This is a genomic window from Flexivirga sp. B27, assembly GCF_052905685.1.
In genome coordinates, this window is record NZ_JBPYUM010000002.1 from 447085 (window position 1) to 470281 (window position 23197).

26 protein-coding genes are annotated in these 23197 nt (G+C 68.4%); 20 read left to right on the forward strand and 6 right to left on the reverse strand.

The features are described 5' to 3' along the window. Positions 1–2: 2 nt before the first annotated feature. Genes cysD through ACSZL9_RS10965 form a run of 5 tightly spaced genes read left to right on the forward strand, consistent with a single transcriptional unit; the run spans position 3 to position 5006 of the window. On the forward strand, positions 3–917 hold the full coding sequence (gene cysD, locus ACSZL9_RS10945; RefSeq protein ID WP_446665524.1) for a sulfate adenylyltransferase subunit CysD: 915 nt from the start codon (positions 3–5) through the stop codon (positions 915–917). A 2-nt stretch (positions 918–919) separates the two neighbouring features. Continuing rightward, positions 920–2215 carry a sulfate adenylyltransferase subunit 1 gene (locus ACSZL9_RS10950; RefSeq protein ID WP_446665525.1) on the forward strand — a complete coding sequence of 432 codons (1296 nt, stop codon included), beginning with the start codon at positions 920–922 and terminating at the stop codon, positions 2213–2215. Between the two features lie 28 nt (positions 2216–2243). Then, positions 2244–3347: an ABC transporter substrate-binding protein gene (locus tag ACSZL9_RS10955; RefSeq protein WP_446665526.1), complete on the forward strand. Its 1104-nt coding sequence runs from the start codon at positions 2244–2246 to the stop codon at positions 3345–3347. Between the two features lie 2 nt (positions 3348–3349). Then, on the forward strand, positions 3350–4141 hold the full coding sequence (locus ACSZL9_RS10960; protein ID WP_446665527.1) for an ABC transporter ATP-binding protein: 792 nt from the start codon (positions 3350–3352) through the stop codon (positions 4139–4141). Then, positions 4128–5006, forward strand: a complete 879-nt coding sequence (locus ACSZL9_RS10965; RefSeq protein WP_446665528.1) for an ABC transporter permease — start codon at positions 4128–4130, stop codon at positions 5004–5006. Before ACSZL9_RS10960 ends, ACSZL9_RS10965 begins: the two co-directional genes overlap by 14 nt. Positions 5007–5101: 95 nt before the next feature. Here ACSZL9_RS10965 and ACSZL9_RS10970 read toward each other — a convergent pair whose 3' ends face one another. Beyond that, a complete protein-coding gene (locus ACSZL9_RS10970; RefSeq protein WP_446665529.1) occupies positions 5102–5518 on the reverse strand; it encodes an SRPBCC family protein in 417 nt (138 codons plus the stop codon). Then, on the reverse strand, positions 5515–5832 hold the full coding sequence (locus ACSZL9_RS10975; protein ID WP_446665530.1) for an ArsR/SmtB family transcription factor: 318 nt from the start codon (positions 5830–5832) through the stop codon (positions 5515–5517). The genes ACSZL9_RS10970 and ACSZL9_RS10975 overlap by 4 nt, the downstream gene beginning before the upstream one ends. Before the next feature lie 133 nt (positions 5833–5965). Between ACSZL9_RS10975 and rimP the strand changes: the two genes are divergently transcribed. From rimP to infB, 4 genes are all read left to right on the forward strand, one after another. Next, the gene (gene rimP, locus ACSZL9_RS10980; RefSeq protein WP_446665531.1) at positions 5966–6487 is read left to right on the forward strand and encodes a ribosome maturation factor RimP; all 522 of its coding nucleotides are present in this window, start codon (positions 5966–5968) and stop codon (positions 6485–6487) included. A gap of 18 nt (positions 6488–6505) precedes the next feature. Then, entirely contained in the window at positions 6506–7516 is a 1011-nt protein-coding gene (gene nusA, locus ACSZL9_RS10985) for a transcription termination factor NusA (protein WP_446665532.1), read from the forward strand. After that, the gene (locus ACSZL9_RS10990) at positions 7497–7859 is read left to right on the forward strand and encodes a YlxR family protein (protein ID WP_446665533.1); all 363 of its coding nucleotides are present in this window, start codon (positions 7497–7499) and stop codon (positions 7857–7859) included. Before nusA ends, ACSZL9_RS10990 begins: the two co-directional genes overlap by 20 nt. Before the next feature lie 203 nt (positions 7860–8062). Next, positions 8063–10927 carry a translation initiation factor IF-2 gene (gene infB, locus ACSZL9_RS10995; protein ID WP_446665534.1) on the forward strand — a complete coding sequence of 955 codons (2865 nt, stop codon included), beginning with the start codon at positions 8063–8065 and terminating at the stop codon, positions 10925–10927. A 141-nt stretch (positions 10928–11068) separates the two neighbouring features. On the opposite strand, the gene ACSZL9_RS11000 is transcribed toward infB, so the two are convergent. Both ACSZL9_RS11000 and ACSZL9_RS11005 read right to left on the reverse strand, forming a co-directional pair. After that, positions 11069–11596 carry an SRPBCC domain-containing protein gene (locus ACSZL9_RS11000; protein WP_446665535.1) on the reverse strand — a complete coding sequence of 176 codons (528 nt, stop codon included), beginning with the start codon at positions 11594–11596 and terminating at the stop codon, positions 11069–11071. A 6-nt stretch (positions 11597–11602) separates the two neighbouring features. Further along, complete coding sequence (locus tag ACSZL9_RS11005; RefSeq protein ID WP_446665536.1) at positions 11603–11953, reverse strand: ArsR/SmtB family transcription factor; 351 nt, start codon at positions 11951–11953, stop codon at positions 11603–11605. A 65-nt stretch (positions 11954–12018) separates the two neighbouring features. Between ACSZL9_RS11005 and ACSZL9_RS11010 the strand changes: the two genes are divergently transcribed. Further along, positions 12019–12891 carry a Gfo/Idh/MocA family protein gene (locus tag ACSZL9_RS11010; RefSeq protein WP_446665537.1) on the forward strand — a complete coding sequence of 291 codons (873 nt, stop codon included), beginning with the start codon at positions 12019–12021 and terminating at the stop codon, positions 12889–12891. Between the two features lie 44 nt (positions 12892–12935). Then, positions 12936–13154, forward strand: a complete 219-nt coding sequence (locus ACSZL9_RS11015) for a hypothetical protein (RefSeq protein WP_446665538.1) — start codon at positions 12936–12938, stop codon at positions 13152–13154. Positions 13155–13157: 3 nt separating this feature from the next. Here the strand turns inward: ACSZL9_RS11015 and ACSZL9_RS11020 are convergent, their stop codons facing one another. Further along, positions 13158–14132 carry a zinc-binding dehydrogenase gene (locus ACSZL9_RS11020; RefSeq protein ID WP_446665539.1) on the reverse strand — a complete coding sequence of 325 codons (975 nt, stop codon included), beginning with the start codon at positions 14130–14132 and terminating at the stop codon, positions 13158–13160. Between the two features lie 169 nt (positions 14133–14301). Here ACSZL9_RS11020 and ACSZL9_RS11025 point away from each other — a divergent pair, with 169 nt between their 5' ends. Beyond that, positions 14302–15348, forward strand: a complete 1047-nt coding sequence (locus ACSZL9_RS11025) for a hypothetical protein (protein ID WP_446665540.1) — start codon at positions 14302–14304, stop codon at positions 15346–15348. 31 nt (positions 15349–15379) lie between these two features. Here the strand turns inward: ACSZL9_RS11025 and ACSZL9_RS11030 are convergent, their stop codons facing one another. Beyond that, positions 15380–15763, reverse strand: coding sequence for a VOC family protein (locus ACSZL9_RS11030; protein WP_446665541.1), 384 nt, complete (start codon positions 15761–15763; stop codon positions 15380–15382). A 78-nt stretch (positions 15764–15841) separates the two neighbouring features. Between ACSZL9_RS11030 and ACSZL9_RS11035 the strand changes: the two genes are divergently transcribed. From ACSZL9_RS11035 to ACSZL9_RS11070, 8 genes are all read left to right on the forward strand, one after another. After that, entirely contained in the window at positions 15842–16699 is an 858-nt protein-coding gene (locus ACSZL9_RS11035) for an AraC family transcriptional regulator (RefSeq protein WP_446665542.1), read from the forward strand. A gap of 24 nt (positions 16700–16723) precedes the next feature. Then, on the forward strand, positions 16724–17752 hold the full coding sequence (locus tag ACSZL9_RS11040) for a TRM11 family SAM-dependent methyltransferase (RefSeq protein ID WP_446665543.1): 1029 nt from the start codon (positions 16724–16726) through the stop codon (positions 17750–17752). Positions 17753–17805: 53 nt separating this feature from the next. Beyond that, the gene (gene rbfA / locus ACSZL9_RS11045; protein WP_446665544.1) at positions 17806–18237 is read left to right on the forward strand and encodes a 30S ribosome-binding factor RbfA; all 432 of its coding nucleotides are present in this window, start codon (positions 17806–17808) and stop codon (positions 18235–18237) included. Further along, complete coding sequence (gene truB, locus ACSZL9_RS11050; RefSeq protein WP_446665545.1) at positions 18234–19136, forward strand: tRNA pseudouridine(55) synthase TruB; 903 nt, start codon at positions 18234–18236, stop codon at positions 19134–19136. The genes rbfA and truB overlap by 4 nt, the downstream gene beginning before the upstream one ends. A gap of 125 nt (positions 19137–19261) precedes the next feature. Beyond that, the gene (gene cbiM, locus ACSZL9_RS11055) at positions 19262–20377 is read left to right on the forward strand and encodes a cobalt transporter CbiM (RefSeq protein ID WP_446665546.1); all 1116 of its coding nucleotides are present in this window, start codon (positions 19262–19264) and stop codon (positions 20375–20377) included. Next, the gene (gene cbiQ / locus ACSZL9_RS11060; RefSeq protein WP_446665547.1) at positions 20374–21303 is read left to right on the forward strand and encodes a cobalt ECF transporter T component CbiQ; all 930 of its coding nucleotides are present in this window, start codon (positions 20374–20376) and stop codon (positions 21301–21303) included. Before cbiM ends, cbiQ begins: the two co-directional genes overlap by 4 nt. Further along, positions 21293–22174 carry an energy-coupling factor ABC transporter ATP-binding protein gene (locus tag ACSZL9_RS11065; RefSeq protein ID WP_446665548.1) on the forward strand — a complete coding sequence of 294 codons (882 nt, stop codon included), beginning with the start codon at positions 21293–21295 and terminating at the stop codon, positions 22172–22174. The genes cbiQ and ACSZL9_RS11065 overlap by 11 nt, the downstream gene beginning before the upstream one ends. 35 nt (positions 22175–22209) lie before the next feature. Next, the gene (locus ACSZL9_RS11070; RefSeq protein ID WP_446665549.1) at positions 22210–23175 is read left to right on the forward strand and encodes a bifunctional riboflavin kinase/FAD synthetase; all 966 of its coding nucleotides are present in this window, start codon (positions 22210–22212) and stop codon (positions 23173–23175) included. Positions 23176–23197: the final 22 nt, after the last annotated feature.

Below are 23197 nucleotides of genomic sequence, written 5' to 3' on the forward strand. Positions count from 1 at the left end.
GTATGACGACCACGACGCTCTCGGCGACCGACGTGTCGCTGCGCGAGCTGGAGGCGGAGTCGATCGAGATCATCCGAGAGGTGATCGCCGAATTCGACCGTCCCGCACTGCTTTTCAGCGGTGGCAAGGACTCTGCCGTGCTGCTGCACCTCGCCCGGAAGGCGATCTGGCCGGCACCGTTGCCGATCACCCTGCTGCATGTCGACACCGGTCACAACCTGCCCGAGGTCATCGAGTTCCGGGATCGCGTCGTCGCCGAGGGCGGGCACCGCCTGGTCGTGGCAGCGGTCGAGGAGTGGATCGCCGACGGCCGGCTCACCGAGCGCCCGGACGGCACCCGCAACCCGCTGCAGACGGTGCCGTTGCTGGACACCATCGCGGACCAGAAGTTCGACGCGCTGCTCGGCGGAGCCCGGCGCGATGAGGACCGAGCCCGCGCCAAGGAGCGCATCTTCTCGGTCCGCGACGCGTTCGGCGGCTGGGATCCGCGCACGCAGCGGCCGGAGCTGTGGCGCATCTACAACGGCAAGCACGCGCCGGGGGAGCACACTCGGGTCTTCCCGATCTCCAACTGGACCGAGCTGGACGTCTGGCGCTACATCGAAGCAGAGGACGTCGCGCTGCCGAGCATCTACTACGCCCACGAGCGGCCGGTCTTCCGCCGCGACGGCATGTGGCTCACACCGGGTCCGTGGGGTGGGCCTCGAGGCGCAGAAATATTGGAAACATTGAGTGTTCGCTACCGCACCGTGGGTGACGGGTCGTGCACCGGTGCCGTGCTCAGCGCCGCGACGACGGTGACGGACGTGATCGCGGAGATCTCGGTCAGCGCCCTCACCGAGCGGGGTGCCACACGTGCCGATGACCGGCTGTCCGAGGCCGCGATGGAGGACCGCAAGCGGGAAGGCTACTTCTAGAGATGACGACCACCGAGGCCACGACGACCGAGGTCATCACCGATCGCGACCAGCTGCGCCTGGTCATCACCGGGTCGGTCGACGACGGCAAGAGCACGCTCGTCGGCAGACTGTTGCACGACACCAAGTCGATCCTGGCTGACCAGTTCGAGGCGACGCTGCACGCGAGCCAGGGACGGGGAGCGACCGAGTTCGACTTCGCGCTGCTCACCGACGGCCTGCGCGCCGAGCGTGAGCAGGGCATCACGATCGACGTCGCCTATCGCTACTTCGCAACGCCACGAAGGAATTTCGTGCTCGCGGACACGCCGGGACACGTGCAATACACCCGGAACACCGTCACCGGCGCCTCCACCGCGGAGGCTGCGGTCGTGCTGATCGACGTCCGCAACGGCGTGTCCCCGCAGACCCGACGGCACGCCGCGGTGCTTTCGCTGCTGCGCGTGCCACAGGTCGTCTTCGCGATCAACAAGATGGACGCCGTCGACTGGTCCGAAGACCGCTTCGCCGCGGTGGCGGACGACGTGCGTGCGCTCGCCGAACGCATCGGGATCGAAGCCACGCACATCATCCCGATCAGTGCACTCACCGGCGAGAACGTCGCGTCGCCAGGCCCCGATTGGTATGCCGGGCTGCCGCTGCTGGAGGTGCTCGAGACACTGCCGCCCAACACAGTGACCGACGAGCCCTTCCGGCTGCCGGTGCAACTGGTGATCCGTCCGCGGACTCCGGAGCATCCGGACTATCGCGGGCTGGCTGGCCGGATCGCCTCCGGCAGCGTCCGCGTCGGCGACACCGTCACGGCATACCCCAGCGGTCGTGGCTCGACCGTCGTGGCGATCGACGGGGTCACGGGTGAGGTGGACAGTGCGTCGGCCGGAGCAGCCGTGACCATCCGCCTCGCGGACGAGCTCGACGTCGGTCGCGGGGAAGTGCTGACGACCGACCGGCCCATCGACGTGGCGCAACAGCTGGATGCGGTCGTGACCTGGCTCGACGAGCGGCCGACCACTCCGCGACGGCGGGTGTTGGTCAAGGCCGGCACCAAGACCACGCGTGCGCTGCTGGACGCACCGCACGCCGTCTGGAACGTCGACGAGCTGCGCTGGCAGGACAGCTCGGACCCGTTGCAGCTGAACGACATCGGCCGTGTCCGACTGCAGCTCGCCGAGCCGGTCGCGGTCGACGCATACGCCCAGCAGCGCGCGACCGGTGCGTTCCTGGTGATCGACCCGGACACCGGCGCGACCCTCGGCGCCGGCCTGACCGGCGCCGAACTCGGTGCTCTCGCCGGGTGAAAATCCCACTATTCCAAGGACTTCCAACATGAAACCCACCCGCAAGGTGAGTGTCCTCACCGTGCCCGTCATCGCTGCGCTCGCGATCGCGTCGCTCAGCGGCTGCTCGCGAAGGGCCGATGCGGCAGGCACCCCGTCGTCGGCTTCCGGTGGCGGCTCACCGGCGAAGACACTGCGTCTCGGCTACTTCCCGAACGTCACGCACGCGGTGCCGGTCCTCGGTGTCGCGGACGGTGAGTTCGCCGAAGAACTGGGTGCGACGAAGCTGACCACCCAGACGTTCAACGCAGGTCCGGCAGCCACCGAGGCGTTGCTGGGCGGCTCGGTCGACGCCGTCTACCTCGGCCCGAACCCGGCGATCAATGCCTTCGCCAAGACCGGCGGCAAGGATGTGCGCATCGTCGCCGGCGGTGCCTCGGGCGGAGCCGCGCTGGTCGTGAGACCGGGCATCAAGTCGGTCGCCCAGTTGGCCGGAAAGACACTGGCCTCACCGCAATTGGCGAACACCCAGGATGTTGCGCTCAAGTACTTCCTGAAGAAGAACGGGTTCAGTGTCAACGGTGATGGCAACGGCAGCGGCTCGAAGAAGGTCGACGTCGTCGCACAGGACAACGCCCAGAGCCTGCAGCTGTTCCGAGAAGGCCGCATCGACGGTGCGTGGCTGCCCGAGCCCTGGGCCACCCGCCTGGTGAAGCAGGGCGGCGGCAAGGTGCTGGTCGACGAGAAGAGCCAGTGGCCGAAGGGACGATTCGTCACCACCAACCTGCTGGTCTCGACGAAGTTCTTGGCGGAACACCCACAGACCGTGCGCGCCCTGATCGCCGGGCAGGTCAAGACCGCTCAGCGGATCACGCAGGACCCGACCGGCTCGGCGAAGCGGATCGACGCAGCGCTGACGAAACTGAACGGGAAGGCGCTGCCGACCGGGGTGACCGCAGCCGCTCTGCGGAACCTCACGCCCGGCTGGAACCCGTATGCCGCGTCGCTGCACGGCACAGCGCAGCACGCGGAGTCGATCGGACTGCTGAAGAAGACCGACCTGCACGGCATCTACGACCTGTCGATCGTCAACAGCGTGCTGAAAGCGCAGGGTTTGCAGACAGTTTCGGATGCCGGCCTGGGACAGGAGTAGCAATGACCAGCACCCTGACACTGGAGCGCCCCGACCGACGGACGTCGCCGGCCCCTCGGGTCGAGATACGTTCCCTGCGCAAGGAGTTCCGTCAGCGCGACCAGGTGGTGACCGCGCTCGACGGCGTGGACCTGAGCGTGGCGCCCGGCGAGTTCGTGACCGTGGTCGGAGCATCCGGGTGCGGCAAATCCACGCTGCTGCAACTGATCGCGGGACTGGACCGGCCGACGTCCGGCACGGTCGAGACCACCGAGCGTCCGGCACTGATGTTCCAGGAGTCCGCGCTGTTCCCCTGGCTCACCGCACGGGGCAACATCGAGCTCGCGCTCAAGCTCGGTGGCACCCGGCGCTCCGAGCGCTCCGAGCGCGCGCAGCAGCTGCTCGACCTGGTCCGTCTCGGCGCCGCCGGTGACCGGCGCGTGCACGAGCTCTCCGGAGGGCAACGCCAGCGGATCGCGTTGGCCCGCAGTCTCGCTCAGGGTTCACACCTGTTGCTGATGGACGAGCCGTTCGCGGCACTCGATGCCATCACGCGTGACGTGCTGCACGAGGAGATGACCCAGTTGTGGCAGGACACCGACCTCAGCGTCGTCTTCGTGACCCACAACGTTCGCGAGGCGGTCCGACTCGGCCAGCGCGTCGTCCTGTTGTCGTCGCGGCCCGGCCGGGTGTTGCGCACCTGGGACGTCGACCTGCCGAGCACCCGGTCCCTCGAGGACGCGCCCGTGATGGAGCTGGCGGCCGAGATCACCGCCTCCCTGCGAACGGAGATCGGCCGCCATGCCGGTGCGTGAGGAGGACCGGGCCACGCAGGAGTTCGCCCGCATCAGCGACGGGCTCGACGCTCTGGAAGATCATCGCCCGGAGCGCCGCCGCGTCGATCTGGTGGCAGTTGTCGCGCCCCTGGTCGTGGTCGGTGCATTCATCGCGATCTGGCAGGCCGTCTGGGCGTTGGCGATCAAGCCGGAGTACGTCATACCGTCGCCCGCGACCGTCGGCCATCAGCTGTGGGGGATGATCACCGACGGCTCCGCCTGGTCGGCCACCTGGACCAGCCTGCGCCGAGGTGCCGGCGGCTTCCTGCTGGCGCTGCTCATCGGCACCGTGCTCGGACTGCTGGTCAGTCAGATCAGCTTCCTGCGCAAGGGGTTTCGCCCGATCCTGTCCGCACTGCAGTCGATGCCGTCGGTCGCGTGGGTGCCCTTCGCCATACTCCTCGTCGGGCTGAAGCCGTCCGCGCTCTACTTCGTGATCCTGCTCGGCGCCGTGCCGTCGATAGCCAACGGACTCATCGGCGGGCTGGACCAGACCCCGCCAATCCTGCGGCGCGCGGGCACGGTACTCGGAGCCAGAGGGTTGTCGCTGGTGCGGCACGTCCTGGTGCCGGCCGCATTGCCGACCTACCTGACTGGGCTGAAGCAGGGTTGGGCGTTCTGCTGGCGGTCGCTCATGGGCGCCGAACTCATCGTCAACAGTCCGAAGCTCGGCACCGGACTCGGGCAGGTCATGCAGAACGGTCGCAACCTCAGCGACATGCCGACCGTGATCTGCGTGATGATCCTCATCCTCGTCGTCGGTGTCGTCGTCGACCTCGGTGTCTTCGCACCGATCGAGCGCAAGATCCTGCGTGACCGCGGCCTGGCGCCCACCGGCATCTGAGCTCATGCTGATCGAGTGTCGTGAGGGACGAGCGACGTGTCCCTCATGCTGATCGAGTGTCGTGAGGGACGAGCGACGTATCGAGATCGGGAGCGCTAGCCATCAAGCAGGGCGAGGCGGTCGAGTACGTCGCCCCATCCTTGACGCAGCCCGTCGCCGGGGTCGCTGTGGTGGTTGACCCGGTGCGTGACGACGACAGTCGTGCCCGCCTCGTCCGGGCGCATCTCGACCCGGACCCGGTCGGGCTCGTCCTGGGCGTCGCCGCCGATCCAGATCCAGGTCAGCTCGAGCAGCCTCGGCTCGTCGACCACCGTGAACTCGCCGAAGACCCCTATCCCGGCGTCCTTCGACTCGAAGCGATAGGTGCCACCGACCTGCGCATCGATCTCGTATGTCGTGTCCGGCAACTGCGGCCACCACCACGACGCGAGGCCCTCCCGGGTAGTCCACGCCCGCCATACGGCCTCGGCGTCCGCGCCGACGCGGCGCTCCAAGGTGAACTCGTTCATCATTTCCCCAGACTTGTTGCCATCGAGTCGAGTTGCATGGTCCAGAAGTCCCGCACCTGCTGCAGATAGGTCAGCGCCGGATCGACGGCGCCCGGGACGACCGTGCACCACACGGTGCGGCCGACCTTCTTGCGGCGCACCAGTCCTGCGTCCTCGAGCACCTGCAGATGCTTGCGCGTGCCGGGGAGCGAGATCTGCCCGCACGCGTGCTGCAACTGGGACGTGGTCCGCGGTGCCCGGCAGCACTCGGTGACCATCCGCATCCGCAGGGGGTGACCGAGCGCGGCGAACACCGCCGCAGGGTCGTGCTGAACCATAAGGTTCAGTGTTGCCGATGGCGAAGCTCGCCGCAAGGGCCGGCCCACGACTGCGTGTCGCGCTCGGCCGGAACGGCACCGCCGTGCCTGTAGGCTGATCACTCCACTCGAGAACAGCAGGAGCGCGTCAGGAATGAGCGAGAAGCAATCCGCCCGCACGGCACGCATTTCCGCCGACCTCGCCGAGGTCCTCGCCCCGCTGCAGCTCCTGGTCGAGGACGTGACCGTCATGCCCGCCGGCAAGCGTCGGCTGGTCCGCGTGCTGGTCGACCGTGATCTTCCCGCCGACGCCGACCCGACGGCCGCCACGCCCCCGCTCGATCTGGACGAGATCTCGCAGGTCACCCCGGTCATCAGCGAGCGACTCGACGCGACCGACGCGATGGGGGAGCAGCCCTACGTGCTCGAGGTGAGCTCGCCGGGCACCGAGCGTCCGCTGACCCTGCCACGACACTTCCGCCGCAACGTCGGCCGACTGGTGGAACTCGCCGGACCGGCGCAGGCACCCGTGACCGGGCGCATCATCCGCGCGGACGAGGACTCCTTCACCCTGTCGGTCGCCGGCACCAAGGGCGCGACGAGCGAGCAGTCCTTCTCGTATGACGACAGCCTGCGCGGCACCGTGCAGGTCGAGTTCAACCGCAGCAGCGACTGAAGAAGGAGACGACCACTGATGGACATCGACATGGCCGCGTTGCGCGCACTGGAGCGTGAGCGGGACATCCCGATGGACGTGATCGTGCCCGCGATCGAGCAGGCACTGCTGACGGCATACCACCGGGAGGACGGCACTTACCGCAACGCGCGCGTCGAGCTGGACCGCAAGTCCGGCCATGTCGTGGTGTGGGCGCGTGAGGACGCTCCGGTCGACGACGAGGGCGTTCGTGGCGAGCCGGGCCCCGAGTTCGACGACACCCCGAGCGACTTCGGTCGCGTCGCGGCGGCGACCGCACGGCAGGTCATCGTGCAACGCATGCGCGACGTCGAGGACGAGGCGATCCTGGGCGACTTCCGTGGCCGCGAGGGTGACGTCGTCGCCGGTGTCATCCAGCAGTCCAGCGACCCGCACGCGGTGCACGTCGACTTCGGCACCGTCGAGGGCCTGTTGCCGTCGGCCGAGCAGGTCCCCGGGGAGCACTACGTGCACGGCGAGCGCCTGCGTGCCTATGTCGTGAGCGTCAAGCGCGGCCCCAAGGGCCCGCAGATCCTGCTGTCCCGCAAGCACCCCAACCTGGTCCGCAAGCTCTTCGCGCTCGAGGTCCCCGAGATCGCGGACGGCACCGTCGAGGTGTCCGCCCTGGCGCGCGAGGCGGGGCACCGCAGCAAGATCGCCGTGCGCGGCAAGCAGCAGGGCGTCAACGCCAAGGGAGCCTGCATCGGCCCGATGGGGTCGCGGGTCCGTGCGGTGATGACCGAGCTGCGCGGCGAGAAGATCGACATCGTCGACTTCTCCGACGACCCGGCAGAGTTCATCGCGGCGGCGCTGTCGCCGTCCCGGGTGGAGTCGGTCGAGATCATCGACGATCACGCCAGGTCGGCACGGGTCGTCGTGCCGGACTTCCAGCTCAGTCTTGCGATCGGCAAAGAGGGCCAGAACGCGCGCCTCGCCGCGAAGCTGACCGGGTGGCGGATCGACATCCGACCCGACACCGACGCCCCCGGCGATGCCGGGGATAGCTACTGACTGCGGTAGGCTGGTGGTGAGCGGTCGCACGCGAGACCGCCGCAACCCACCTGATTCTGCTCCCCGGCACGCCGGGCTGCGGACGTGTGTGGGGTGTCGGGCTCGCGACGAACGATCAGCATTGCTGCGGGTGGTCGCACTCGCCGGGAATGACGCGGCGCGGACAGATGTTTCGCTGCTGGTCCCGGATGAGCGCGGCCGGTTGCCGGGCCGAGGGGCCTGGTTGCACCCCCGGCTGGACTGCCTGGACTTGGCGGTCCAGCGACGAGCGTTCCCTCGAGCGTTGCGGATCACCCATGGGGTGGACCTGGCGCGCGTCCGGGACCGGATCGCCGAGCAATGAGCTCGCCATACACCCTGTATGACGAGCGGACTGTGACACGTGGGCGGCGACGCCTGCGCGAGCAACAACTACCGAAGGCGGGTTTTGACGCTGATGAGCACCCGATGAGTACTCAGCGATGAAGCACCCATAACTGGCGGTTCGTGCTGCCCGGCTGACCTGGCCGGCGGACCCGGACCGCCGCAAATCCGACAAGGAGAAGTGTGGCTAAGGTTCGGGTTCACGAGCTCGCGAAAGAGCTCGGAATGCCAAGCAAGGATCTGCTTGCCTACCTGAAGGAGCAGGGCGAGTTCGTCAAGACGGCGAGCTCGACGATCGAGGCTCCGGTAGTCCGCAAGATCAAGGAAAACCCTCCGGCCGGCGCTGGCGCCGGTGACGGAGCGACCACGAAGAAGGCTCCGGCGAAGAAGGCTGTCCCCGCGCCGCCGACCGCCGACAAGTCGACATCGACGACCACGACGCCGGCACCGTCCACTGCACGGTCCACGGCTGCGTCGACCCCAGCGCAGTCCTCGGCGTCCGCGGCGCCGGCCAAGAAGGCTGCGCCCAGGCCCGGCCCGAAGCCGGGTCCGAAGCCCGCACCGGCGCCCGAGGCTCCGGCCGCGAAGACCGAGGCACCGGCTGCCAAGGCCGAGGCACCGGCTCCGGCAGCCAAGCCCGAAGCGCCGACCCCGGCCGCTCCGCCGTCGCGCAAGTCCGGTCCGCGTCCGACGGCTCCGGGCCCGCGGCCCGAGCGGCAGCAGCGGTCCGGTGGAGGCCGTGGCGGTGCACCGCGACCGGGCGCTCCGCGTCCGGGCAACAACCCGTTCTCATCCAGCCAGGGCATGCGATCGGGCGGTCCGGCACGTCCGGGCAACAACCCCTTCGCCTCCAGCCAAGGTATGCCGCGCCCGGCCTCCGGCCGTGGCGGTTCGGGCGGCTCCGCAGGGCCGCGCCCGGGTGCTCCGCGCCCAGGTGGCGCCGGCGGCGCACGTCCGGCTGCTCCGCGTCCGGGCGCCCCGCGTCCCAACCCGGGCATGATGCCCGACCGCTCCGCTGTTCGTCCCGGTGAGCGTCCGGCCCGTGGCCGCGGCGGCCCCGGTGGCGGCGGTCCCCGCGGTGGCTTCGGCGGTCGACCGGGTGGTCGCGGTCCGGGTCGTGGCGGCACCGCTGGTGCGTTCGGTCGCGGCGGCGGGAAGGTCCGCGGTCGCAAGTCGAAGCGCGCGAAGCGTCAAGAGTTCGAGCAGATGCAGGCGCCGTCGGTCGGCGGTGTCACCGTCCCGCGCGGTGACGGCTCGACCGTCGTGCGGATGCGTCGCGGTGCATCGCTCACCGACTTCGCCGACCGCATCGACGCCAACCCGGCATCGCTGGTGACGGTGCTCATCCACCTCGGTGAGATGGCCACCGCCACGCAGTCGCTGGACGAGGACACGTTCTCGCTGCTCGGCGCCGAGCTGGGTTACGACATCCAGATCGTGTCGCCGGAGGAGGAGGAGAAGGCTCTCTTCGACTCCTTCAACATCGACCTCGAAGCCGTCGAGGACGAGGAGAACCTCAAGCCTCGCCCGCCGGTCGTGACCGTCATGGGTCACGTCGATCACGGTAAGACCCGCTTGCTGGACGCAGTGCGTCACGCCGACGTGCAGTCCGGTGAGGCCGGCGGCATCACCCAGCACATCGGTGCCTACCAGGTGCACGTCGACCACGAGGGCAACGATCGCGCGATCACCTTCATCGACACCCCGGGTCACGAGGCGTTCACCGCCATGCGTGCACGTGGTGCGAAGGTCACCGACATCGCGATCCTGGTGGTCGCTGCCGACGACGGCGTCATGCCGCAGACGGTGGAGGCGCTGAACCACGCGCAGGCGGCCGACCTGCCGATCGTCGTGGCGATCAACAAGATCGACGTCGACGGGGCCAACCCGGACAAGGTCAAGCAGCAGCTGACCGAATACAACCTCATCGCCGAGGAGTACGGCGGCGACACGATGTTCGTCGAGGTCTCTGCCAAGCAGGGCAAGAACATCGACGGGCTGTTGGAGGCTGTACTGCTGACCGCTGACGCTGCTCTGGACCTGCGTGCCAACCCCGACCGTGATGCCCAGGGTGTCGCGATCGAGGCCAACCTGGACCGCGGTCGCGGTGCGGTGGCCACGGTGCTGGTGCAGCAGGGCACGCTGCGGGTCGGTGACGGCATCGTCGCCGGCACGGCGCACGGCCGCGTCCGCGCGATGCTCGACGAGCACGGCAACAACGTGCGTGAGGCGACCCCGTCGCGTCCGGTCCAGGTGACCGGTCTGGCGTCGGTGCCGCGTGCGGGTGACACCTTCGTGGTGGCTCCCGACGACCGCACGGCCCGCCAGATCGCCGAGAAGCGTGAGGCCGCCGACCGGCAGGCCGCGCTGGCCAAGGTCCGCAAGCGGATCAGCCTGGAGGACCTCAACCAGCAGCTCGAGGCCGGCAAGATCGAGACCCTCAACCTCATCCTCAAGGGTGACGTGTCCGGTTCGGTCGAAGCCCTCGAGGACGCCCTGCTGCAGATCGACGTCGGCGACGACGTGGACCTGCGGATCATCGACCGTGGCGTCGGCGCTATCACGATGAACAACATCAACCTTGCGGTCGCCTCGGACGCGGTGATCATCGGCTTCAACGTGCGAGCCGAGGGTCAGAACGCCGAGTACGCCGACAAGGAAGGCGTCGAGATCCGCTACTACCCGGTGATCTACCAGGCCATCGAGGAGATCGAGCAGGCCCTCAAGGGCATGCTCAAGCCGGAGTACGAAGAGGTCGAGCTCGGCACCGCGGAGATCCGCGAGATCTTCCGGTCCAGCAAGTTCGGCAACATCGCCGGTTCGATCGTCCGGTCCGGCGAGATCAAGCGCGGCTCGAAGGCGCGGATCACCCGCGACGGCAAGGTCGTGTCCGAGAACGTCGAGGTCTCCGGCCTGCGGCGCTTCAAGGACGACGTCACCGAGGTCCGTGAGGGCTTCGAGTGCGGCATCAACCTCGGGTCCTACAACGACCTGCAGATCGGCGACCTGATCGCGACATACGAGATGCGCGAGAAGCCCCGCGACTGAACCCCACGAAGTTCTCCGGTCGCAGGCTCCCTCCGATACTTCGCGGGGGCCCCGGTCGGGGCACGGTTTGTCGCAAGGACTGAATGACGGCTTCCTCGACGAGTGACGGTGCAATTGCACCGTCACTCGGCGGGGGAGCCGTCAGTCGCGTTCGGCAGGCGCTGCGCCGAGCAGCTGCCGCCACTGTCCGACGGCGGTGCGTTCCAGCTGTTGGTATGCCGCGTCGTCGTAGCTCTCGGTGCCCGTCTCGGCACCGAGAGCGGCCATCATCTGCTCCCAGCCGCCGCCGTAACCGGCGGCGTGGTCGGGCTCGCCCATTCGGTGCACGATGCGCAGCCGGGTGCCGCCGTCGGTGGGGGAGAAGCTGACCTGCACGTGGCTGGACTGCTCACCCTGCCAGGACCAGTCGTAGCCGATCAGCCGCATCGGCTCGCAGTCGGTCACCGTCCCGACCGCGACGTCGTCGTCCCCGCCCAGGTCGATCCGGAACTGCGCACCGACGCCCTGCGGCGGCTCTCCGCTGAAGGTCCCGAAGAAGCGTTGCACCCGCTCCGGCTCGGTGCAGGCGCTCCACAACTCTGCGACGTCGGCGGCATACTCGCGCTCGAAGACGAGGACCGGTTGATCCGGCGTGCCCTGCAGGGTGCGTTGAATGCTCGGTGTGCTCATCTGCTCTCACTCCTGGTGATGGCGGTCTTGCTGACGGTTGGCACGGCGCCCGCGTTTCAGCTCGGTGTCCAGTGCGTCGAGGGTGTTGGTCCACAGGCTGCGATAGCGGCTCACCCATCGGTCGACCTCCGCCAACCGGTCGGGCACCACGGCATACCGGCGCAACGAGCCTTCGCGGCTCGACGTGGCGAACCCCGAATCACGCAGCACCCGTAGGTGATTGGAGACGGCGGGCTGACTGATGCCGAACTCGGCCGTGATGATCGCCGTCAGCTCACCCGCGGAGCGCGACTCGTCGGCCAGCAGCTCGACGAGTCGCCGGCGCACCGGGTCACCCAGGACATCGAATGCGTGCACCCAAGATGTATATCAGTATTGAGTGATATCAGGGAAGAGTGAATTTCGATCTGACAGGCTGAGGCATGCGATTCGGACTGGTCGGAACGGGATATTGGGCACGCGAGACGCACGGGCCCGGCATACAGGCATCGAGCCAGGACCTGGTCGGCGTGTGGGGGCGCGACCCCGCGAAGACCGCAGACCTCGCGGAAAGCCTTGGTGTCGAGGCCTTTGCGAGCCACGCAGACCTCCTCGCGGCTGTCGACGCGGTGTCGTATGCCGTGCCGCCGGACATCCAGGCGCCGCTCGCGCTCGATGCGGCACGCGCCGGCCGCCACCTGCTGCTCGACAAGCCCGTCGCCCTCGATGCTGACAGTGCCCGGGCGCTGCACGATGCAGCGCAAGCGTCCGGCTCGCGGTCGGTGGTCTTCTTCACCGCGAGGTATGCCGCCGAAACGCGCGCGTGGCTGGACGACCTGGCGGCCGGAGACGGATGGCGCGGGTCGTGGACCGAGTGGATCGCGGCCAACCAGCGACCGGAGAGCCCTTACAAGGACTCACCGTGGCGACAGCGCGAGGGCGCCCTCTGGGACCTCGGACCGCACCTGCTCGGCACGCTGATCCCCGCCCTCGGACCGGTGAGATCCGTTGTGGCAGTGGCGGGTCCGGGAGACACGGTGCATTTGACGCTGACCCACGAGGACGGTCCGGTGAGCACTGCGACGATCGCGCTCTGGGGGCCGCCGGCGGCATACACCTGGGACATGCGGGTGTGGGGTGACGCAGGTGTCAGTGCCGCGTCGAAGCGGGTGACGACCGCGGTCGAGTCGCTCACGACGGCCGCGGAGGAACTCGCTGCTGCCGTCGACGCCGATGCCGAACACCCGCTGGGGCTGGCCTTCGGCGCTCGGGTGGTGGAACTGCTCGCCGACGCGGCGGGTCAGTTGGGCAGGTAGGACACGCACAGCCGGCGTTGAGACTCGTGTGTTGGCATGCCTGCATGGCTGAGTGGACTGTCGTGCGCTGCTCCGGTGGCGCGTTCTACGAGACGAAGTGGGTCCCATTGGCGTCGTTCAAAGCGATCCGCTTGGGCGCCAAAAGGTTTCAGCGATGCCCCGTGCACCACAAGTGGGAGATGGCTTCCCAGGTGCCCGAAGAGATGCAGACTCCGGAGGTCCGCGAGCAGGCGGCGCAACACCGCGACTCGGGCGTCATCTGAAGGTCAGTCGCCCATCGTCAGCACGATCTTGCCGAAGCTGTCCCCGGCGGCGAGCCGCGTGAACGCATCGCGAGCCTGACCGAGCGGGACCGCCTGGTCGATGACCGGCGAAATGCCTTCGCGGGCAACGAAATCGACGAGCCTGCGCAGCTCGGTGATGGAACCCATCGTGGAGCCGATCACCTGCAGCTGCTTGAAGAAGATCTTGGTCAGCTCGGCCTTCTGCGGTGCGTCGCCCGACGTCGCGCCGCAGATGACGATCCGGCCGCCGGGGTTGAGTGAATTGACCGAGTGACTCCAGGTCGCGGCACCGACCGACTCCATCACGGCGTTGACCCGCTCGGGCAGGCGCTCGCCGGTGCCGAAGGCACGCTCGGCGCCGAGGTCGACCGCCCGCGCGCCGCGCTGCTCGTCGCGGGACGTGACCCACATCCGCAGCCCCGCCGCCGATCCGAGCTGCACCAGCGCGGTCGAGACGCCGCCACCGGCGCCCTGCACCAGCACCGTGTCACCGGGGGAGACTCCGGCATTGCTGAAGAGCATGCGGTATGCCGTCAGCCATGCCGTGGACAGGCAGCCGGCAACGGACCACGGCATGGCCTCCGGCTTGGTCACCAGGTTGGCGGTGGGCACCACGACCTGCTCGGCGAAGGTGCCGTCGTGTTTCTCCGACAGCAGTGTCCGGCGCGGATCCAACGTCTCCTCACCGGTCCAGATCGGGCTCGGTATGACGCTGTGCAGGATCACGTCTCGCCCGTCATCGGTCACGCCCGCGCCGTCGCAACCGAGGATCATCGGCAGCTTGTCGTCGCTGAGGCCGACACCCTGCAGCGACCACAGGTCGTGCCGGTTCAGTGCGGCGGCCCGAAGGTGCACCCGCGACCAGCCGTCCGGCACCGCCGGATCCGGTCGCTCGCCCACCTCCAGTGCGGCGAGGGGATCGGTGCGGTCGATTCGGGCGGCATACGCGGCGAGCATGTCTGCCAGCCTATGCCGTCGTGCGCGCGGCCCGGCCCGACTGCGGCATCGGCGGCCGCATCGACCACGGCATTCGATGACGGAACCAACTGCGTTCTGGCGCCGTCTGTTTGGAGCATCGGTCGGCAGCCTGACGCCGACAACGCGATCTGTGGGAGGGCACGAAAAGATGGTCGACAACAAGCGCAGCGCAGCGCACAGTGGTCCGGCGCGGCGGAGCGTGGTCGCGTCCGCATGGGCGGCGCCGGTGATCCTCACCGCCGCGGCTGCACCGGCGGCCTCGGCAAGCACGGCGGGATTCGACATCGCGCTCGATCCGCCTCAGATGGGTGACAGCATCACCGCCTACAACGGCGACTTCACGCACATCTACTCGATCAGCGGGATCATGGCGTGGGTCGTGGCCAATCACGGAAGTGCCGTGGCTCCGGGCGGTTTCCCGATGTCCCTCACGTGTGACAACCGGATCTGGGAGGTCGCTTCGGTGAAGGGCGGGCTGGACAACAAGCTGAAGAATCTCCCTATCACCAAACGTGTTTCGGACGGCAACTCGACAACGGTGACGTTCCTGATCCCGGACGACATCCCGCCGAACACCGACAGTTACAGCGGCTTCTGGGTCATTGTCGACAACGAGTTCAAGGCGGTCTATCCGAACGACGGTGTCACCGCGCCGACGGGCACCCGCTGGGAGGTGATGCCACCGGCCGGGGACGCCGATGCGTCCAACAACGTTGTGGCATATGCGGGTTTCGAGGACAAGGGTCCTGCTGACATCTGGGGTGTCGTCGCCACCCGCCTCGCACAGGAGACCGTGAAGTGGACGGACGGGACGACCCTGCGTCGTCCGACGCGGGTCGAGATGAAGTCCGTCGGCCCGAAGCCGACGCTCGGCGGGGCAGGTGTGCACGTGAGCACCGATGCACGGATGAGTCGCGACATCGAGGTGCGCAACGTGACCGTCGACGGTGTTGCCACTTCGATCCTGGGGCCGGGGGAGTCCTCGGTGTGGCAGGACGTGAGCCTGGGGGTCACCTTCCCGCTGACCAGACCGCTCGCGGGCGGGGAGGTGCTGCGTTTCGACGTCGTGTATGTCGACGACGAGCAGGAGCTGTATGGCGAGACCCATCCGGGGCAGACGAGCTTCCTGCCCGCGGACGAGGATCTGAACACGCCGAACCAGCGTGCCCGGGAGCGGGCGTACTTCAACAACTGAGGCAACTGAGCCCGCGCGCGGTTGACCGTGGTCAGACCCAGTTGTCGAGCTTGGTCACGCAGATCGGGTGGCCGGCCGGGTCGAGCAGCACCGTCCAGTTGTCGCCGCCCGGCTGCTGCTCGGGCCTGGTCGCGCCGAGCTCGACGAGCCGATCGCAGGCCTGCGGGACGTCGTCGGCCGCCAGGTCCAGGTGGAACTGCTTGTGGCCGTCGTCCGGCCAGGAGGGGCGCCGGTAGTCCGGCGTCTGCCCGAAACCGAGGCGCTGGTCGCCGTGCTGCAACATCGCATAACCGTCGCCTTCGTAGGCGACCTCCCAGCCGAGCGCAGCTGCGTAGAACTTCGCCATCGCCGCGGCGTCGTCACAGTCGATGCTGACCATGCCGATGGTCGCCAGGGCCGTGGTGGTGTCGGTCATCTGCGGATCTCCTCGAGGTGTCGAGACGTGTCGTGTTGTCGGATGTGTGTGTCCGGCCATCGTCATAGGCTGCGAGGTATGCCGACTAGGACATTCGCGACAGCTCGCGGAGTGATCCTGGATCCGCGACGTTTCGCCGAGCACGCGACCCTGGACCGCCCGTCCTGTCACCCCGCACTGGAGCCGTGGATCGAGCACCACTGGACAGTGCGGTGGCGCCTGCCGAGCGGCACCTCCTACCGCACGTCGCTGGTGCCGGTCGCGCAGAGCAACCTCACCGTCGAGTTCGGCGGCTGCTCCCGCGACGGTGCAGCTGGCCCCGGTGTCTTCGTCACCGGCGTGGTCAGTCGCAGCCGCTTCGACGTCGCGCTCACCGGATCCGGGGGTGTCGTCGGCACGAAGTTCCGGCCGGGCGCGCTCACGGCACTGACCGGCATCGCTGCGACCGAGTGGCGTGACCGGGTGGTCCCGGCCGAGGACCTCTTCCCGGGGGTCGATTACCTGCGCGATCTGAAGCCCGAGCAGACCGACGCGATCACGCGGCTCGAGGACTTCCTGCTGTCGGTCGTGGTCAACGACCGGGAGCCGGAGGACGCACTGGATGCCATCGCTGCTGTGACCGCCACGCTCGAGGAGTCCTCGCCGGCGCTGTCCGCAGCCGAGCTCGCCGAGCGCTGCGGGCTCAATCTCCGCTCGCTGCAACGCCTTTGCCGGCACTACATCGGGGTCGGCCCGCAGTGGCTGGTCGCGCGGGCCCGCGTGCACGCGGCCATCGACCGGTTGCACTCCGGTGACTACGAGACGCTTGCGGCACTCGCCATCGAGCTGGGCTGGTTCGACCAGTCCCACATGGGGCGCGACTTCTCCGCGCTGGTCGGTATGCCGCCACGCGCCTACCTGGCATCCGACCCTGCGACCGACCCGCGTGGTCGTTGACCCGGTCGGACTACCGTGGCGGCTGTGCCTCAACACCTGATCCTGCTCGCGCCGTCGGCCAACCGTGTGTATGCCGCCGACGCGCCGCGCCTCGCGGAGTCCGAACTCCGTGCAATGACAAGTGGTTTCGGACTGTCCGCCACTGATGTGGAGACGACCCGGATCGCCGGGGTCGACTACCTGGCCGTGCAGACCGGCGACCGCCTCGACGAAACGGGCCGGCAGATCCTGTCCGCCTTGTCGGCGGCATACGGGATCTTCCGCCGGGAGGGTGACCTGCTGGCACCGGTGCCGCTGCAGCGGCGGGCGCCATACGCCAGTGACCTGGTGACCATCCAGAAATACCAGGGCAAGACGAACGAGCAGTGGACCCGGCTGTTGCTCAATGTGACCGCGGCTGCGATCCGTCGCCCGGAGAAGCTGCTGGACGGCACATTGCAGGTGCTGGACCCCATGTGCGGCCGGGGCACGACTCTCAACATCGCACTGTCGCTCGGCCTCGACGTGACCGGTGTGGACCTGGACAGCAAGGATTTCCAAGCGTATTCAGCCTTCATCAAGACCTGGATGCGTCAGCACCGGCTCAAGCACACGGCCGACGAGACCAACCTGCGCACCAGTGGGCGCAATCGAGGCAAGCAGTTGCAGGTCGAGGTGGCGGCGTCCAAGGAGGACCACAAGGCCGGCCGCACCCAGCACGTGACCTACCTGTCGACCGACACCACCGACGTCGACGGGCTGATCCGGCCCCGCAGCGTCGACGTCATCGTCACCGACACCCCGTACGGCGTGCAGCACGGCTCCCACGGTGACCGGCTCGCCCGCAGTCCGCTCGACCTGCTGAGCCGCGCGCTCCCGCAGTGGCAGCCGCTGTTGCGCACCGGCGGAGCGATCGGCCTGTCCTACAACCGGCACGTCGCTCCGCGGCAGGACCTGGCGACCTTGCTCGTCGAGCACGGCCTCACCCCGGTGGACGGCGAAGCAGACGCCTTCCGGCACCGGGTCGACGCGTCGATCGACCGGGACCTCATCGTGGCCCGTAAGGACGGGTGAACGTAGGGTGGTGCGTTGCCCCGACCACGTCCGCACCAGCTCAGGAGGCTCGCATGGCTGACCCGGCACGCGCCCGCAAGATCGCCGAGCGCACCAAGACTCTCGTCGCCGACTTCATCGAGCGCCGCCTCAAGGACGAGCGGCTCGGTTTCGTCACCGTGACCGACGTGCGGGTCACCGGTGATCTGCAGCACGCATCGATCTTCTACACCGTCTTCGGCTCCGACGACGAGCGGACGAACACCGCTGAAGCGCTTGAGGATTGGCGCGGTCGGATCCGGTCACACGTCGGCAAGGGGCTCGGCATACGCCTGACGCCGTCGCTGGAGTTCATCCCGGACGCCATCCCCGAGGGTGCGGCGCACATCGAGGAGGCGCTCAAGGCTGCGCGCGAGCGCGACGAGGAACTCGCCCGGAGCAAGTCCTCCGCCTCGTATGCCGGGGACGCCGACCCCTACAAGAACAGCGGCGACGACACCGAATGACCACCGACGGCCTGCTGCTCATCGACAAGCCGGCCGGCTGGACCAGCCACGACGTCGTCGCACGCAGCCGTCGCCTGGCGCACACCCGCCGGGTCGGTCATGCCGGCACGCTGGACCCGATGGCGACCGGCGTGCTGGTGCTCGGCATCAACAAGGCCACCAAGCTGCTGACCTACCTCGTCGGCTGCGACAAGACCTACACCGCGACGATCCGCCTCGGGCAGTCGACGATCACCGATGACGCCGAGGGCGACATCGTCGAGGCGTATGACGCCGCCGGCCTGACCACCGAAGCCGTCTCGGCAGCGGTCGACGACCTGCGCGGAGACATCCAGCAGGTGCCCAGCTCGGTCAGCGCGATCAAGGTCGACGGGGTGCGCTCCTACGCCAAGGTGCGCGGTGGCGACGAGGTGAAGCTGCAGCCACGTGCGGTGCGGGTCAGTCGGTTCGACATCCATGGGCAACGCGAAATCGACTCCGACACAGGGGTATTGGTCGACATCGACGTGGAGGTGGAGGTGTCCTCGGGCACCTACGTCCGGGCGCTCGCACGCGACCTGGGGAGCGCGCTCGGGGTGGGCGGACACCTCACGGCGCTGCGCCGGACCCGGGTGGGACGCTTCGAGCTGGCGGAGACCACTCCGCTGGACGAGCTGGTCGCGCTGGAGGAGCGCGGTGAGCCGCTGCCGGTGATCGGGATGGGCGAGGCTGCAGCAGCGCAGTTCCCGGTGCGCCGGATCTCGGCCGAGGAAGCGATCGACCTGCGCCACGGCAAGCGACTGCCCGCCGGAGCCGACCGGCACGAGGTGTCGGCTGCGATCACCGGCAAGGGCGAGCTCGTGGCGATGCTGGACGAGTCCGGACCGCTGGCGAAGTCGCGCGTGGTCTTCCCGGCGTAGCCCGACCGCACGGGCGACACAGATGCGACGCAGTCGCGTCGAGATGGATATGCTCGGCGGGTCACGGCGCCGCCCCCGCTTCTATCGGGGCGGCCCGCCTTCACCCCCGAGAGTCAGGAGTCGTCGTGCACATTCCGGACGGATATCTGAGTCCGGTGACCTGTGCGGTCGGCTTTGCCGCCGTCGCGCCCGCCTGGGCGGTGGCGAGTCACAAGATCCGCGACGTCGTCAAGACCCGCAACGTGCCGACGCTCGCAGTGTTCGCCGCACTGAGCTTCGTCATCATGATGTTCAACATCCCGATCCCGGACGGCACGACCGCGCATGCCGTGGGAGGGGTGGTCGTCGCAGTTGTCCTAGGCCCATGGGCCGCGGTGATATCGGTGTCGGTGGCACTGCTCTTCCAGGCCCTGTTGTTCGGTGACGGCGGTGTGCTCAGTTATGGCGTCAACTGCCTCAACATGGCGGTGCTGATGCCCTTCGTGGGCTACGGCGTCTACCGGGCGATCGCCGGTCGCGCACCACTCACGAGTCGTCGACGGGTGGTGGCCGCCGGCATCGGTGGGTATGCCGGCATCAATGCGGCCGCGCTCGCGACCGCCATCGAGTTGGGCATCCAACCGGACTTGTTCACCGCCTCCGACGGGAGCCCGCTGTATGCGCCATACAGCATGAGCAAGACGATCCCGGCGATGATGCTCGCGCATCTGACGATCGCCGGCCTCGCGGAGCTGATCCTCACCGGTGCGATCGTCGCCTACCTGCAACGCGCGGACGTGACCCGGCTGGTCCCGGGCCACCCCGGCGTCCCGATCACGGCCGACGGCGCCGCACCGGCCACCCACCGCCGGCTCACTCCGGGGAAGGTCGCCCTGGGTGTCGGGGCTGCGCTGGTCGTGCTGACACCGATCGGACTGCTGGCCCCCGGCGGCGCGTTCGGCGAGGACGCGCCGGCCGATCTCGACCTGAAGAAGCTCGGCCTCAAGGCAGTGCCGTCGGGCCTGGACAAATACAACGGCATGTGGAGTCACACGCTGCTCGGCGACTACGGGTTCAACAGCGGTGACCACGCCAACCTGGCCTACATCCTGTCCGCGGTCGTCGGCATCGCCGTCGTCACGGCCTGCGTCTTCGTCGTGGGCAAACTCGCCCAGTGGGCATGGGGCGCCCGACCCGGCAACGGCGACACCAACGGCACCGATGACACCGGAGTCCGGCAAGGCAGCCGAGCCAGTTCGTGACCACCGACGAGATCACCACGCCCGACTGGTTGCTGCGGCAACCGGTCGGGCTCTGCCCGTGCGGCTGCATCGGCAAGCGCAGCAAGGTCTCGTTCGTGGAGAAGACCCTCGTCGGCAGCTCCGACCTGATGCGGCAGGTGATGTTCAGCGAGGACGTCGCCAAGCTGCCGGGGCTGCTGCAGCGGTTGGACGCGCGCATCAAGATCCTGGGCATGGTGCTGTTGCTGATCGCAGTCGGGCTGGCCCACAACGTCGAGACGCTGCTTGCGGCATACCTCCTGACATTGCTGGTCGCTTGGGCGTCCCGAGTGCCGCTGGGGTTCTTCATCAAGCGCGTGTGGCTGTTCATCCCGGTCTTCACCGCGATCGTGGTGATCCCGGCGATGTTCTCGGTCGTCAACCACGGCGACGTCGTCGTGCAGTTGTGGACCTGGCACGGGCACCCGGAGGGCCTGACGTCGCAGGGACTGAACTCCGCTGCGCTGATCGTCACGCGCGTTGCGGTGTCGGTCTCGCTGGCGGTGCTGCTGACCGTCACCACACCGTGGACCCGGCTGCTCGGTGGGCTGCGGGGACTCGGGGTGCCGCGGATCTTCGTGCTCATCATCAACATGGCCTACCGCTACATCTTCCTGCTGCTGGACGCCGTCAGCGAGATGTACGAGTCGCGCAAGGCACGTCGGGTCACGACGATCAAGCACGACGCCGGGGCACGCGCGACGGTGGGGGCGACGGCCGGCGCGGTCGTCGGCAAGGCGAGTCACCTGGCCGAAGAGGTGCACCAGGCGATGGTCGCCCGCGGCTACCGGGGTGAGGCCTACACGTTGAGCCAGCCGCGCATCGGGCGCGGCGACGTCGTGGCACTGTTGGTGGCCGTGTGCGTGAGTCTGGTGATCTATGCAGGAGACAGGTTCCTTGGCAGCTGAGCGATCCCACGAGCCCGGCGAACCGCCGGTGGATGCGACCCGGGACACCGTCTTCGTCGGCAAGGGCATCGGATACTCCTACCTCGACAAGTTCCCCGCATTGGACGATGTCTCCTTCGACGTGCGGCGCGGCGAAATGCTGGCGCTGCTCGGCGCCAACGGGTGCGGCAAGTCGACCTTGCTCAAGGTGCTCGACGGCCTGGTCTTCCCGACCTCGGGCACACTGCACGCCTTCGGTGAGCAGGTGACCGAGGACAACCTCGAGGACGAAGGCTTCGCCGCAGGATTCCGCTCCCGCGTCGGCTTCGTCTTCCAGAACTCCGACGCCCAGGTCTTCTCGGCCACGGTCCGCGAGGAGGTCGCGTTCGGCTGCCTGCAGCTGGGCATGGGCCAGGACGAGACGCTGGGGCGGGTCGACGACGTGCTGGCGATGCTCGACATACGCGACCTGGCCGACCGGGCGCCGTTCCAGCTGTCCGGCGGCCAAAAGAAGCGGGTCGCCATCGCCTCGGTGCTGGTGATGAACCCCGAGGTGCTGCTCTTCGACGAGCCGACTGCCGGCCTCGACCCGCGCACGCAGTCCTGGCTGATCGACCTGCTGGTGCAGTTGCACGAGTCCGGCAAGACCATCGTGCACGCAACGCACGATCTACATGTGCTGGAGCAGATCGCGACTAGGTGCCTGGTGTTCTCCGAGGAGCATCGGCTGCTGCGCAGCGGCACGCCGCGCGACATACTCGCCAACCAGGAGTTGTTGCTCGCCACGAACCTCGTGCACCAACACCGCCACCGGCACCGCACCGCGGACGGCGACATCACGACTCACAGCCACCCGCATCCGGTCGTCGGCCATCACCACGACCGGCCCTGAGTCGCAGCTGGAGAAGCTCCACTAAAGTTGCGAACGTGCTGCGCCTCTCCCATCTGACCGAGCTCCCGGACGACTTCGGCGAATGCGTGGTCACCATCGGCAACTTCGACGGCGTGCACCGGGGACACGCGGCGCTGCTGCGCGAGGTCGTCGATCGCGCTGCAGCCAGGAGTGTCCGATCCTGCGCGGTGACATTCGACCCGCACCCGCTGCAGGTGCTGCACCCCGAGCGGGCTCCGCAGCTGATCGCCTCCACCACGACGCGTTTGGAGCGTCTCGCGGAGACCGGCTTGGACGCCGTGCTCGTGCTCGACTTCACCCACGAACTCGCGGCGATGACGCCGGAGGAGTTCGTCCGGGACGTTTTCGTCGAAGGCCTGCACGCGGTCGAGGTCGTCGTGGGCGGCGACACCAGGTTCGGAGCAAAGAACGCCGGTGACGTGCACACGCTGCGCGAGCTCGGTGCCCGCTACGGCTTCACCGTCGAGGTGATGCCCGACGTCGGTGAGCACCACCGCATCTCGTCCACCGACATCCGCTCGGCGCTCGCCGACGGCGCGGTCGACGTGGCCGGACGGTCGCTCGGGCACCTGCACGACGTGCGCGGAGTGGTGGTCCGTGGCCTGCAGCGCGGCCGCGAGCTCGGCTTCCCCACCGCAAACCTCGGCCGTCGCCCGGAAGGCATGGTCCCCGCAGACGGGGTGTATGTCGGCTGGCTCGTTCGTGAAGGTGTGGCGCCCGACGACCCGGAGCGCCGGATGCCCGCGGCGATCTCGGTCGGCACCAATCCGACGTTCGATGACGTGCCGGAGCGCACCGTCGAGGCCTACGTGCTCGATCGTGACGACCTGGACCTGTATGACGAGACGGTCCGGATCGAGTTTCTGCGCCGGCTGCGCGGCAACACCAAGTTCAACTCGATCGACGCGCTGATCGCCCAGATGCGCAGGGATGTCGACCAGGCTCGCGAGATCTGTCGAACTTCTCTGGACACCCCCTGACCCGGAGCCGAACTGGCGGGTA

Coding starts and splice junctions, on each gene's coding strand:
- ACSZL9_RS11010 (WP_446665537.1), top strand. CDS start 12,019: ATGCGATTCGGACTGGTCGGAACGGGATATTGGGCACGCGAGACGCAC.
- truB (WP_446665545.1), top strand. CDS start 18,234: ATGACCACCGACGGCCTGCTGCTCATCGACAAGCCGGCCGGCTGGACC.
- rimP (WP_446665531.1), top strand. CDS start 5,966: ATGAGCGAGAAGCAATCCGCCCGCACGGCACGCATTTCCGCCGACCTC.
- nusA (WP_446665532.1), top strand. CDS start 6,506: ATGGACATCGACATGGCCGCGTTGCGCGCACTGGAGCGTGAGCGGGAC.
- ACSZL9_RS10975 (WP_446665530.1), bottom strand. CDS start 5,832: ATGGTTCAGCACGACCCTGCGGCGGTGTTCGCCGCGCTCGGTCACCCC.
- ACSZL9_RS11000 (WP_446665535.1), bottom strand. CDS start 11,596: ATGAGCACACCGAGCATTCAACGCACCCTGCAGGGCACGCCGGATCAA.
- cysD (WP_446665524.1), top strand. CDS start 3: ATGACGACCACGACGCTCTCGGCGACCGACGTGTCGCTGCGCGAGCTG.
- ACSZL9_RS11025 (WP_446665540.1), top strand. CDS start 14,302: ATGGTCGACAACAAGCGCAGCGCAGCGCACAGTGGTCCGGCGCGGCGG.
- ACSZL9_RS10965 (WP_446665528.1), top strand. CDS start 4,128: ATGCCGGTGCGTGAGGAGGACCGGGCCACGCAGGAGTTCGCCCGCATC.
- ACSZL9_RS11015 (WP_446665538.1), top strand. CDS start 12,936: ATGGCTGAGTGGACTGTCGTGCGCTGCTCCGGTGGCGCGTTCTACGAG.
- ACSZL9_RS11020 (WP_446665539.1), bottom strand. CDS start 14,132: ATGCTCGCCGCGTATGCCGCCCGAATCGACCGCACCGATCCCCTCGCC.
- ACSZL9_RS11035 (WP_446665542.1), top strand. CDS start 15,842: ATGCCGACTAGGACATTCGCGACAGCTCGCGGAGTGATCCTGGATCCG.
- ACSZL9_RS10960 (WP_446665527.1), top strand. CDS start 3,350: ATGACCAGCACCCTGACACTGGAGCGCCCCGACCGACGGACGTCGCCG.
- ACSZL9_RS10955 (WP_446665526.1), top strand. CDS start 2,244: ATGAAACCCACCCGCAAGGTGAGTGTCCTCACCGTGCCCGTCATCGCT.
- ACSZL9_RS11030 (WP_446665541.1), bottom strand. CDS start 15,763: ATGACCGACACCACCACGGCCCTGGCGACCATCGGCATGGTCAGCATC.
- ACSZL9_RS10970 (WP_446665529.1), bottom strand. CDS start 5,518: ATGATGAACGAGTTCACCTTGGAGCGCCGCGTCGGCGCGGACGCCGAG.
- rbfA (WP_446665544.1), top strand. CDS start 17,806: ATGGCTGACCCGGCACGCGCCCGCAAGATCGCCGAGCGCACCAAGACT.
- ACSZL9_RS10950 (WP_446665525.1), top strand. CDS start 920: ATGACGACCACCGAGGCCACGACGACCGAGGTCATCACCGATCGCGAC.
- ACSZL9_RS10990 (WP_446665533.1), top strand. CDS start 7,497: ATGCCGGGGATAGCTACTGACTGCGGTAGGCTGGTGGTGAGCGGTCGC.